Origin of the sequence: Polaribacter sp. KT25b (genome assembly GCF_900105145.1) — a bacterium.
In the GTDB taxonomy this organism is placed as follows: domain Bacteria; phylum Bacteroidota; class Bacteroidia; order Flavobacteriales; family Flavobacteriaceae; genus Polaribacter.
Genome location: NZ_LT629752.1, coordinates 3,392,154 through 3,404,102, shown reverse-complemented (window position 1 = coordinate 3,404,102; position 11,949 = coordinate 3,392,154). Strand labels below are relative to the sequence as shown.

Sequence of the window (11,949 nt, the reverse complement as noted above, 5' to 3'; positions counted from 1 at the left end):
TTTAATTTGTTAACTACTTTAATTTCTTTAAATTTATATATAAATTAGATAAAATGTTTTCTTAGGTTAGTATTTTCTTATAAATGAATTTTATCCTAAGTAAGATTTTAAAAGATGAGCTCTAGATTTAGATTGCAAGGTTTTAATTGCTTTCTGTTTTACTTGGCGAACTCGTTCTCTAGATAAGTCAATTACTTCACCAATTTCTGCTAAACTAGAAGCAGAAGGTAGATTTATACCGTAAAACATTTTTATTACTTTAGCCTCTTTGTTAGAAAGGGTTTCTAAAGCCCTATCAATTTCTATGCTAAGAGATTGTTGCATTAGGTTTTTATCTGGTCTTGGAGATTCATCAGACTGTAAAACATTGTATAAGTTAGATTCTTCGCCTTCTTTAAAAGGCGCATCCATAGAAAGGTGTCTCCCAGAATTTTTTAAAGATTGTGCAACTTCCGTTTCTGTCATATCTAACTGTTTTGCAATTTCTTTATTTGTTGGCATACGTTGCTCATTTTGTTCTAAACGAGCATATATTTTTTTGATTTTATTAATACTTCCAATTTTATTTAAAGGCAAACGAACAATTCTAGACTGTTCTGCTAAAGCTTGCATAATCGATTGACGAATCCACCAAACGGCGTATGAAATAAACTTAAAACCTCGTGTTTCGTCAAAGCGTTTTGCAGCTTTTACCAAACCTAAATTGCCTTCGTTTATTAAATCGGATAATTTTAAACCTTGACCTTGATATTGTTTTGCAACAGAAACCACAAATCTTAAATTTGCTTTTACAAGTTTATCTAATGCTTTATCATCTCCTTTTTTTATTTTCAAAGCCAATTCTACTTCTTCATCTGCAGTAATAAGCCCAATTTTACTAATTTCTTGAAAATATTTTTCTAAAGATTTTGCATCACGATTGGTTACCTGTTTTACAATTTTAAGTTGTCTCATATGTTTATTTTGTGTTTTTAGATTTAAATGAAAGTAAAAAGTTTAAAAGCGATAAATTCTTTTAAAATAATAGGAAAGTATTAGCTGATGTGAAAAAAATTAGAAATCAGGAAGTTTAAAGTTGTTCAATCTATTAGGAGTTGTAAGATTAATTGGAGTAACTTTTGTGGGAAAAATAGGAGTGTTTTGCATCGATTTTTAATATACGAAAAAACGAGCGATTTTTCAAAGAAAATGCTCGTTTTGTGCTAATTTTAATCAAAAATGATTAAAAAATGGTGTTTTTTACTAAAATTTCATAGTAACCCCAACTAAAAAATTTCTTGTTGCTTGCGGAAAATATCCTTGAACTTCAAAAGATGTTGGTCCTGACCAATAATCTAAATAGGTATAACCTCTATCTTCATATTCTTTATTAAAGATGTTATTTACAACACCCGTAAATGTTATAGATTTAAAAATAGATGATGTTTTAATTTCATATACGAAATTTAAATCACTTGTAAAATAACTATCTAATTTAGAGGCTTCAGTATCTGTGTTACTTAAATATTGTTCTCCAACAAATTTAGATAATAATGAAACTTGAAAATTTTCTGTTGGATAATAAACAAGAGCATTACTTGCAATAACATCTGGAGAAAAAGCAATATTAGTTGTGCCAATATTTGTTATTGTTCCATCTCTATCTAGCATAAAATTGTTAATTTTATTACTACTTAAGGTTAGGTTTTGATTTATACTAAATTGGCCTGATACTTTAACATTTGCATCAATTTCTAAACCTAAACGATAACTATCTTTTACATTTTCACGTAAATAATCTCCAACATCATTTAAACCACCAGTTTGTATCAATTGATTATTATAAGACATATAGTATAGATTGGTGTTTAATTGTATCGTATTATTTTTTAAACGCCAACCAAGTTCATAATCATTTAAAGATTCGTATTTTACATCTTCTCCATTTTTATAATCATTTCTATTAGGCTCTTTATTTGCTTTTGCATAAGAAATATACAAACTATTATTTTTGTTAATTGTATGTGTTAATCCAATCTTCGGATTAAAGAAGTTAAATTTCTCTTCAACATTTAATGTGTTTCTATCAGAAGTTAAACCATCTGTTTTATAATTTACAAAACGTCCTTGTAAATCAACAAAAGCTTTAAATTCATCAGAAATATTAAAAGTAGCTTTTGAAAAAACGCTAAAGTCTTTTTTAGAGGCATCACTAAAATAATATTGATCTCTAATATTTGCAGTTGGAGCAAATTCTTTAGCCCAAATTACTTCTCCAAAATGGTCTCCTTTATAGTTACTGTAAGAAAAACCAGATACAATTTCTAGTTGTTCTTTTTTGTACGTTGTATTTCCATTAAATACATAAAAATGATTGTCTAACCAACGACGAACAATAACGTCTGTTGCAGGTTTTTCATCCCAAGTTACTGTTGTTGGGCTTACAATATTATTATATTTAGATACAGCACTTTCGCCTTTAAATTGTTCAAAATATCCTTTTCCACTTGTATAATTTAAACCAATATTAGTAGACCAATTATCATTTAATTTTTCATTCCAATGTAATTGATAATGATCTTGCCAATAGTTATCAGTTTCATTATCGTAAGTATATGGATTTTGACGTCTGTTTTCTTCTAATTGATCTGCTTCTAAACCGTACCAAGCTTGATAAGTTTTTTCGCTTCCACCAAATGCAAGTGCTTTTATTAATGTGTTTTCATCAGAATAACTTCCTTGTAAAAAGTAAGATTTTAAATCTGCAAAGGCTCTATCTACATAACCATCAGAATAAATATTAGATAAACGTCCTGCAAACTCAAAATGATCGTTTACTTTTCCTGTAGTAAATTTTACCGTATGCTTTCTAGTTCCGTAAGAACCAAAAGAATTAGAGATTTCTCCACCAGCTTCTTCAGAAATAGCATCAGTTAAAATATTTAAACTTGCTCCAAATGCACCAGAACCGTTAGTAGATGTACCAACACCACGTTGTAATTGTAAACTTTGAGTAGAAGAAGCAAAATCGCCCATATTTACCCAAAAAGTACCTTGACTTTCTGCATCGTTATAAGGAATTCCGTTTACAGTAACATTTACACGAGAAGCATCAGAACCACGAACACGAATGTAAGTATAACCAACACCAGCACCAGCATCTGAAGAAGAAATTACAGAAGGCATGTAATTTAATAACACAGGAATATCTTGACCTAAATTACGTTTTGCAATTTCTTTTTTAGATAAATTAGAATGTGTAACAGGTGCATCTGCTTTTACACGAACTGCAGAAACTAAAACTTCTTCTAAAACTGTTGAATTTGGTAATAAAACAATTTCGATTTCATCATTTTTGACCAAAGAAATTTCTTTAGTAATCGTTTTGTAGCCAATAAATGAAACTTTAATTGTGTACTCTCCTTTTATAAGATTTAATTGAAATTTACCATTAAAATCTGTAGAAGTTCCTTGGTTGTTTTCTTTTACCAAAATAGTTGCTCCTGGTAAAGATTCATTGTTTTCATCTACTACTTTTCCTTTAAGTGTAAATGTCTGGGCGTTTGCAAGTATACTTGCAAACAAGAATAAAAAAAGATGTTTTTTTTCATTTTAAAGAATTTAAAACGAATAAAAAGAGGTAATTATTCTTGTAATTAATATTGAATAATTAGTGTGTATAATTACATAAAAAGTAACAAACAAAATACTATTGTTTTACTTTAAATGCAATTATTTGTTTGCAAAATGGCGATTATCGCCTCCCTAAACAGCATTATCTGTTCTAGGTTCATTGGGTATGATCTCAGCCTTTTAAAAGTTAAAAGTTAAAAAGTTAAAAGTTGTAAAGCCTATTAAGACTAAAAACTAAAAACTAAAAACTGTAATTAGCACCCCTTTATGAGAACGCTGCAAATGTATATTGTAAAAATTTAATAGAAAACAAAAAAGTGATTTTATTTTTTTAGAAGCTATTTCCTGCTTTCCACTATATCTTTTTTACTTCTGTTCTCGATACAAATTTTTCATTCTTCAAAATTCACTCGAACTGACAGTAAAAAAGGATGCCGTTTCAATCTGGGCTAAGTCTCTTTACCAGCTTTTTTAATTTACTCGAATTTTGGTTTTTTTCTTAAGTTTTTTTTAAGCGAATTTCTTTTATTCTTTTCTGCATTTTTTAAGATAGAAGATTTACTAGGTTTAGTAGGTCTTCTTTTTTTTGGTCTAATTAAATTTGTTTTTATCAACTCTAAAAAACGTTTAATAACAATATCTTTATTTCTGTGTTGAGAACGAGATTCATCACAAAATAAAATTAATAGACTTTCATTTGTTAATCTTGATGAAAGCTTTGTTTTTAAAAGAATTATTTCATCTTCAGACAAAGAATTAGAGCTTTCTAAATCAAAAGTGAGTTCAATTTTAGAAGACGTTTTATTTACGTGTTGCCCGCCAGCACCAGAACTTCTAATGGCTTTAAAACTAAGTTCTTTTATAATTGTTTCTGAATTCATTTTTTTCTGAAAAGAGTGTAGAAATAGTTCAAATAAAATTGAAGATTCTTTTCTTTAATTTCTTTTTATTTAATAATCTAAATTAGTGCCAAAATCGTTATTTTGATGTAAAAAATGCATGTCTATATCTAATAAAGAATCAGAAAAAGAATGTAAGTTTTCTTTCTCAGAAATAATTTTATCAATAGCTTCAGTTGCATTTTTTAAACGCGTTTCTCTATCTCCTTTTAACAAAATATAAGGTCTGTTATGTGTTTTTAAAGCAGTTTCAAAAGCATTAAACATTTCTAAACGTTGTTCTGGTCTGTCTCGTAAATCATCTTCTTCCCAAGGTGTATCTATATATGTTAAAAGATATAAATCATATTTATTTTCGTTTGCAGCTTTGTTTAACAATTCATCAACAAAACCACCATAAAATTCTTCTGAATATACTTTGGTTTCTAGTAAATCGGTGTCGCAAATTAAAATTTTATCAGCTCTTTTAGCCAATTTATTTTCCAATTTCATTTGCCCAATTGCAATAGGAATTAAATCTTCTGCTTCACAAGTTTTACGTTCGTTATTCCATTTATTTTGTAAATATTCACGTGCATATTCTGGCGCCCAAACAGTGTGGTAATAACGTGCTAATTGACGAGAAAGTGTTGTTTTTCCTGAAGATTCAGGTCCAAATAAAACAACCTTTACAAGGTTGATGGGTTTTTGTTTAAGCTTTTTTTCCATGCTAAATAACCAGATATTGCTATAAATGTAAATATTAAATATTGAAAACTAGTAAAAGTAAATCCTTTATAAAAATATAATGGAGCAGAGATAATGTCTCCAATAATCCAATAAATCCAGTTTTCTATTTTTCGTTTTGCCATTAACCACATTCCTACAAAGAAAATTGCTGTTGTAACTGTGTCTACATAAGCAGTCCAACTTGTCCATTTTTCAAAATAAGAATACACAGCGTACACAAAAATAAGTGTTGCTATAAAAATGAAAACACTTAATTTTTTTTCTTTTGTTGTCGTTGTCGAAATCGGAGTTTCATGTTCGCCATCGCTTTTATATGTCCAAATATACCAACCATAAACGCTCATTATAAAGTAATAACCGTTAATTAACATATCTCCTAAAAGTTCCCATTTTAAAAGTAAGTAAACAAAAATTAAGGTGCTAATCATTCCTGTAGGGAAAACCCAAATTTTATTTTGTTTAGAATACCAAACTGATAAAAATCCAAAGATTACTGCAATAATTTCTAGTACAATGTCTATTGTTTCATAGGTTTTGTATTGTCCAAAAAGTGAATTAAAAATTTCTGACATTTATTTTATGAAGATTTTTTAAAAAATCAAAAGTAAGGAGTTAATTGTAGAATTCTATTATAGCTTGTCAAAAATGAAAACTAATTATTTATAATTGATACTAAATTTTTGATACTAATCTCTTTCATGTTTAAAATGATTTCAGAATTATTTAAGCCTTTTTCGAGTTCAATTTTATCATAATATAAGATACCTTTTTGTTCTCCAATTATAGTGATCCAAGTTTTACCACTTAAAGGAATGTTATCAAATTTTAGGTCATCTTTTAATCGACTATTATAAATAAATGACTTTAATTTATCATAAGTGAAATAGATATTGAAACCTGGAAATTTAACTTTTTTATCAAGTAAACTAAAAGTTATTTTATCCTTGATATTTATTAATTTATCAATATTTATATATCCAAGGTCATCGTTTGCTAAAAGAAAATATGCTGGATACTTAGATTTAATAAAAGAATTATAATTTTTAAACTTCGATAGTTTTTCATTCTGTTTTTTGAAATAATCTACAGAATCTTTCTTTACTATAGTTGAAACCCAAACACCTCCACCTTTGTAAATAGGGAAAATCGTATCAACTTGTTTCAGTAACTCCCATTTAATGTTCTGTAGAGAATCTGTATTTGTTTTGAAAACATCATTGTCAAGTAGCTTTCCTTCAGCTGGATAAACAACAATTTTTTTATTTAACTTTAAGTCAATTTCTTTTTCATCAGATTTAAAAGAAATATATAAAACCCCATTGGTTTCTAAAAGCTCGTTATCTGTAGTTATTGTGTTAATATTTTTATAGATAATTTCGTTAAAATCGTATAACTCAATTAATTCTAAAGATATTTTTTTATTTTTAGAAATAATAAAATCATTTCTATTAAAAGAGATTTTTGTTCCATTTTTACCTATAATCTGTTTAAAGGATAAAGTATCTAAATCAAAAATTTGAATTTTTTCAGTTTGAAACTTTTTAAAGTGATTTTCTGGAATAAAAATATGTTTTTCATCCTTTTGGCAGCCAGTAATAATAGCAACCGTAAATAAGAATATAAATAACTTTTTCATATTGATTGATTTTGTGAATGATTCTAATATCAATTAAGATGCCAGTAGTTACTAATACGCATAAACACAAGTAAAACCTTCAAACTCTAAAAACTCAATAGTATAAGAATCTGTTTTACCATCAAAACGAATTTCACCAATAGTTTTATTATCAGCAAAATTAAAATCATCAACATAAATATGATGCAGAAAACGGATTTTTTTCTTTCCGAAAATTTTGTATAAACTCTCTTTTGCACCCCAAACAATGGTTAATTTACTTATTAAAGCATCAACATTTGCAATGGTTTTGTACTCTTCAATTGGTGTGAATTTATGAGCAATCTTTAATATTTTTTCACGCTGTTTTTCAACATCAATTCCTACAGGTCTTTCATCAGAAAAAATAATTGCAGTAAAATTAAAAGAATGTGTAATAGAAATATAGCTTCCGTTTGTTAAATTAGGTTTTCCAAATTCGTCATAATAAACATCAGCATCGGTTAAATTAAGTTCTTTTAGTAAATGTCTAATGCTTAAAAAACCTTTTTGGTGCAAATTAGACTTCATAGCATCTAATCGTATTTTACTATTTTCAGATAAAGTAATTCCTGTTTTTAATTCATTTATAGTTTCTTCTATCTTCCAAATTAGGACTTTAGTAGTTTTGTTAATCGTTAATGTTTTGTAAAGAGCCATATTTTTAAAAATCTATGTTGTAACTTTGCAGTCGCAAAAAATAGAAATTAAATATACAAAATATGAGCACAAAAACCGCTACTTATATACCTTTTAAAGTAAAAGATATTTCTTTGGCAGATTGGGGAAGAAAAGAAATTAATTTGGCAGAAGCAGAAATGCCAGGATTAATGTCTTTAAGAGAAGAATTTAAAGATAGCCAACCTTTAAAAGGTGCTAGAATTGCTGGATGTTTACACATGACAATTCAAACAGCCGTTTTAATAGAAACTTTACAAGCATTAGGAGCAGAAGTTACTTGGAGTTCTTGTAATATTTTTTCTACACAAGACCAAGCTGCTGCTGCAATTGCTGCAACAGGAACGCAAGTATACGCTTGGAAAGGTTTAAGTGAAGAAGAATTTGACTGGTGTATAGAACAAACTTTATTCTTTGGAGAAGATAAAAAACCATTAAATTTAATTTTAGATGATGGTGGAGATTTAACAAACATGGTTTTAGATAAATATCCAGAATTAGCTGCAGGAATCAATGGTTTATCAGAAGAAACAACAACAGGAGTTCACAGATTGTACGATAGAGTTAAAGCAGGAACTTTACCAATGCCAGCAATTAATGTAAACGATTCTGTTACTAAATCTAAGTTCGATAATAAATATGGTTGTAGAGAATCTGCAGTAGATGCAATTCGTAGAGCAACAGATATTATGTTAGCGGGTAAACGTGTTACTGTTTGTGGTTATGGTGATGTAGGTAAAGGTACAGCTGCTTCTTTTAAAGGTGCAGGTTCTATTGTTACAGTTACAGAAATCGACCCAATTTGTGCATTACAAGCTGCAATGGACGGTTTTGAAGTTAAAAAATTAGAAACTGTTATAGCAAATTCTGATATTATTATTACAACAACAGGTAACAAAGATATTATTCAAGGTCGTCATTTCGAAGCAATGAAAGACAAAGTTATTGTGTGTAATATTGGGCATTTTGATAATGAAATTGATATGGCTTGGTTAAATGAAAACCACGGTAAGACTAAAGATACAATCAAACCACAAGTTGATAGATATAATATTAACGGTAATGATATTATTGTTTTAGCAGAAGGGCGTTTGGTAAATTTAGGTTGCGCAACTGGTCATCCAAGTTTTGTAATGAGTAACTCATTTACAAACCAAACTTTGGCTCAAATAGAATTGTGGACAAATAAAGATGCTTACGAAAACGACGTGTATATGTTGCCAAAACATTTAGATGAAAAAGTAGCAAAATTACACTTAGCAAAAATAGGAGTAGAGCTTACAGAATTAAGACCAGATCAAGCATCTTATATTGGTGTAACTGTAGAAGGTCCTTTTAAACCAGAACATTATAGATACTAAAATAGTTGTTGGTTTTTAGTCGTTAGTTATTAGTGACAACAACTCTAAACAACGTTGTCATTCCGAAATGAGCTTTTTTAAGCGTTTGAGGAATTTCATAAAATAGATAAATCCCTTTCATTCATTTGAAAGGGTTTTTCTTTATCTGTCATTTCAGCTTTTTTCATTTTCTGTCATTCCGAAATTAGCCTTTTTTGGCGATTAAGGAATCTCATTTTTTTGGGCGTTTTAACAGGCTTTCACTACTCGCTTTTTTGTTGAAAAAACAAAAAGAGCTCAAACAGATCGTTCAATCCTTAACGCGAATTTTAGTTTTTTTTTAAAATTTTATTAAGCTAAAATGTAACCAATCAAATAAATGTAAAAAAGACAATTTTATATTAAAATTGATTGATACAAGTACATTTAAAGGAAAAATTGGCTGTAATTTTAAATATTACTTCATTAGTTTATTAATTTTATTTTATCAGTTTGTATTTCTTCTTTTCTTATGATTTTTATTTATCAGCTAAAAACTCAACAGATCTTTTTTTTGAAGTTTTACCATCAATTTTAGAAACAGAAAATCTAGATTTTATTTTTAAAATTATTGGATAAATTATCCCTATAAAAGATAAACATACGCCTAAAATCAAGATATTATTTATGCTTGTAAAAGTATTACCTGCTGTTAAAATTCCTAAAATTAAAATTACAGAAATAGGCAAAGAAAGAGCAAGAATAGATAATGCAAAATTTGGGTCGAAAGTTTTTTCGCAGTTGTTTTCTTTTTGTTCTCTAAAATTTACTGCAGAAATATGAGCAAATGGCCAAAAACTAGCTGAGCTTAATGAAAAAGCAATCATTACTAAGATGTCTTTTTTTATAGAAATATCTGCAAAAAATACAATACCAGCAATTAAAAGTAACGTAAATCCTGCTCTTAAAAGTAATAAAGAAAACAATTGAAAAAATTGTTGTTTTTTAAACTTTACAGCCAAACCAATAAAAAGTAACACCAAAGGCGTCATTATATAACTCAATCTTGTGAGAGTACTTGATAAAAAGTTAGGAATTTTATCTAAAGTAATTCCAAAGGAAACTAGAATTAATGCTACTATTATAAAGATATTAACAGGCTCGTATAACAATGTTTTTGTTAGCGATTTTAGTTTTGTTTTAAGCGAGTTTGCTTCGAAATCTGCATTTTTATAATGCCATTTTAAAGCCACTAAATAAAGTAGAAATAAGACAAAAAACTTGTTTCCTAAATCAGCCATTGCAGCTTTTGCCAAAGAATTATCACCTAAAAATTCTAAAATAAAAGGAAAGCAAGATAAGCCAGGTGCTAAAGAAGGTAGTAATAATCTTGCACTTCTTCCTTTATCAGAATTTCTATTTATGCCAATTAACGAAAGCAAAACAGGTGTAATTGCAAAGAGAATTACATTTAAACCTAAAGCCAATATTGGAAAAAGGATTAAATTTCCATCAATTTTAACCTTTAAAAGCGCTATAAAAATGGTTGCAGGTAAAGCAATAGTTAGAATTAAACTTTTTATTCCATTCGTCTCATCTCCAACAGATATTTTCTTTTTTAAAAGAACTCCTATAAAAATAAACAGCAAAAATGAAATGGATTTTTCTAAAGCTCCATCCATAAATTAGGCAAAAATTTCTGTGATTGCGTTGGTAAAGGTTTTCATTTCATCCATAGTACCAATACTAACTCTACACCAATTTTTATCCCAAAATTTAAAAGCTCTTACAGCAACGTTTTTGCTATAAATTTCTTTTAAAAATTCTTTTCCTTCCATAGGAATTTCAAAGATGATAAAATTGGTTTCTGATGGTAAATAAGAGTATTTATTTTCTTTTAAATAAGACATTGTGTAGTTTCTTGCATTTGCAATTTTTGTTTTACACATATCTAAAAAATCGGTATTTTCTAAACTGGTAGTTGCAGCAGCTATTGATGGCCCAGTTATACCCATTCCACCTCTTGTAATTTTAGAAATAGAATCTAAAGTTTCTTTTTTACCAATTGCGTATCCAATTCTTAAACCAGCCATTCCATGAATTTTAGAAAAAGTTCTAGCAACAATTACGTTTTTACCTTCTGCAACTAAAGAATTCATAGAATCTTTAATTCCGTTTTTAGATAATTCAATATAAGCTTCATCTACAAAAACAGGCACTTTTTCAGAAACTCTACTACAAAATTCTTTCAATTTTTTTGCATCTGTTATAGAGCCAGTTGGGTTATTTGGGTTACAGATATAAACTAGTTTTGTGTCTTCGTCAATACCGGCTTCCATTGCATCTAAATCGTGCTGAGCATCATCTAATAATTTGTAAGATTTCCAATTACCACCAACAGATTTCGCAACCACAATTAAAGACATATAACTTGGGTCTGCACTAACTACATTACCTCCGTTTTGAAATAAAACCATTGCTACTTTTTCTAATAAATCAGAAGAACCAGGTCCCATTAATATTTGATTTGGGTTTATACCTTCGTTTTTAGCAATTTTAGCCTTTAAATCGGTTAAAGTTTTCCAAGAATATCTATTCCCTCCAAATACTTCTTTCTGAAAAGCTTCTGCAGATTTTGGTGGCGGTCCGTAAGGGTTTTCGTTAGCTCTTAAAATAGTTAAAGAATCTGCTTCTTTAATTAAAGGAGGTGTAAACTCGTTAAAATAGTTATTAGAATTGTATAGAAAGGTGCTATTTTCTTTTTGAGAAATTTCTACATTGCTACTCCAAATTTCATGAGGAACTAGTGCTAAAGCACCTAAAGTTAATGTTCCTTTTTTTAACCATTCGCGTCTGCTTAAGTTTGTTGTTTTCATTGTTGGATTTTATTTGAATTTACTCCAACTAAATTATAAAACTATTTCTTTTTATAGGTGTCAAAAATTTAATAATTGAGCTTATATTTATTGATATGATAATAAAAATAGCTATAATTAAAAATATTATATTGATAATTGACTAATATCTTTAAATTGATATGAAAAATGTATTGTGTGTT

General features: G+C 28.3%; 10 protein-coding genes. 1 reads left to right on the top strand and 9 read right to left on the bottom strand.

The features are described 5' to 3' along the window. Positions 1–90: 90 nt before the first annotated feature. The 7 genes from BLT70_RS14705 to BLT70_RS14675 form a co-directional block, all read right to left on the bottom strand. Positions 91–954 carry an RNA polymerase sigma factor RpoD/SigA gene (locus BLT70_RS14705; protein WP_091895988.1) on the bottom strand — a complete coding sequence of 288 codons (864 nt, stop codon included), beginning with the start codon at positions 952–954 and terminating at the stop codon, positions 91–93. Positions 955–1,242: 288 nt separating this feature from the next. Beyond that, the gene (locus BLT70_RS14700; RefSeq protein WP_091895985.1) at positions 1,243–3,564 is read right to left on the bottom strand and encodes a TonB-dependent receptor; all 2,322 of its coding nucleotides are present in this window, start codon (positions 3,562–3,564) and stop codon (positions 1,243–1,245) included. 524 nt (positions 3,565–4,088) lie between these two features. Beyond that, positions 4,089–4,493 (bottom strand): alternative ribosome rescue aminoacyl-tRNA hydrolase ArfB, encoded by a 405-nt coding sequence (gene arfB / locus BLT70_RS14695; protein WP_091895983.1) that lies wholly within the window; start codon positions 4,491–4,493, stop codon positions 4,089–4,091. A 69-nt stretch (positions 4,494–4,562) separates the two neighbouring features. After that, positions 4,563–5,219, bottom strand: a complete 657-nt coding sequence (locus tag BLT70_RS14690; RefSeq protein ID WP_091895980.1) for an AAA family ATPase — start codon at positions 5,217–5,219, stop codon at positions 4,563–4,565. Beyond that, the gene (gene pnuC / locus BLT70_RS14685; protein WP_091895977.1) at positions 5,180–5,812 is read right to left on the bottom strand and encodes a nicotinamide riboside transporter PnuC; all 633 of its coding nucleotides are present in this window, start codon (positions 5,810–5,812) and stop codon (positions 5,180–5,182) included. Before pnuC ends, BLT70_RS14690 begins: the two co-directional genes overlap by 40 nt. Positions 5,813–5,892: 80 nt before the next feature. Then, the gene (locus BLT70_RS14680) at positions 5,893–6,876 is read right to left on the bottom strand and encodes a hypothetical protein (RefSeq protein ID WP_091895973.1); all 984 of its coding nucleotides are present in this window, start codon (positions 6,874–6,876) and stop codon (positions 5,893–5,895) included. A 51-nt stretch (positions 6,877–6,927) separates the two neighbouring features. Continuing rightward, complete coding sequence (locus tag BLT70_RS14675; protein ID WP_091895970.1) at positions 6,928–7,554, bottom strand: 4'-phosphopantetheinyl transferase superfamily protein; 627 nt, start codon at positions 7,552–7,554, stop codon at positions 6,928–6,930. Between the two features lie 62 nt (positions 7,555–7,616). On the opposite strand from BLT70_RS14675, the gene ahcY reads away from it, so the two are divergent. After that, positions 7,617–8,933: an adenosylhomocysteinase gene (gene ahcY, locus BLT70_RS14670; RefSeq protein ID WP_091895968.1), complete on the top strand. Its 1,317-nt coding sequence runs from the start codon at positions 7,617–7,619 to the stop codon at positions 8,931–8,933. Positions 8,934–9,430: 497 nt separating this feature from the next. On the opposite strand, the gene BLT70_RS14665 is transcribed toward ahcY, so the two are convergent. Together BLT70_RS14665 and BLT70_RS14660 are read right to left on the bottom strand one after the other, a co-directional pair. Beyond that, the gene (locus BLT70_RS14665) at positions 9,431–10,573 is read right to left on the bottom strand and encodes a permease (protein WP_091895966.1); all 1,143 of its coding nucleotides are present in this window, start codon (positions 10,571–10,573) and stop codon (positions 9,431–9,433) included. Positions 10,574–10,576: 3 nt separating this feature from the next. Beyond that, positions 10,577–11,767: a histidinol-phosphate transaminase gene (locus BLT70_RS14660; protein WP_091895963.1), complete on the bottom strand. Its 1,191-nt coding sequence runs from the start codon at positions 11,765–11,767 to the stop codon at positions 10,577–10,579. Positions 11,768–11,949: the final 182 nt, after the last annotated feature.

Bases quoted from the DNA above. Each gene is read 5' to 3' on its own strand.
- BLT70_RS14705 (WP_091895988.1), bottom strand. From the start codon at position 954: ATGAGACAACTTAAAATTGTAAAACAGGTAACCAATCGTGATGCAAAA.
- arfB (WP_091895983.1), bottom strand. From the start codon at position 4,493: ATGAATTCAGAAACAATTATAAAAGAACTTAGTTTTAAAGCCATTAGA.
- BLT70_RS14690 (WP_091895980.1), bottom strand. From the start codon at position 5,219: ATGGAAAAAAAGCTTAAACAAAAACCCATCAACCTTGTAAAGGTTGTT.
- pnuC (WP_091895977.1), bottom strand. From the start codon at position 5,812: ATGTCAGAAATTTTTAATTCACTTTTTGGACAATACAAAACCTATGAA.
- BLT70_RS14680 (WP_091895973.1), bottom strand. From the start codon at position 6,876: ATGAAAAAGTTATTTATATTCTTATTTACGGTTGCTATTATTACTGGC.
- BLT70_RS14675 (WP_091895970.1), bottom strand. From the start codon at position 7,554: ATGGCTCTTTACAAAACATTAACGATTAACAAAACTACTAAAGTCCTA.
- ahcY (WP_091895968.1), top strand. From the start codon at position 7,617: ATGAGCACAAAAACCGCTACTTATATACCTTTTAAAGTAAAAGATATT.
- BLT70_RS14665 (WP_091895966.1), bottom strand. From the start codon at position 10,573: ATGGATGGAGCTTTAGAAAAATCCATTTCATTTTTGCTGTTTATTTTT.
- BLT70_RS14660 (WP_091895963.1), bottom strand. From the start codon at position 11,767: ATGAAAACAACAAACTTAAGCAGACGCGAATGGTTAAAAAAAGGAACA.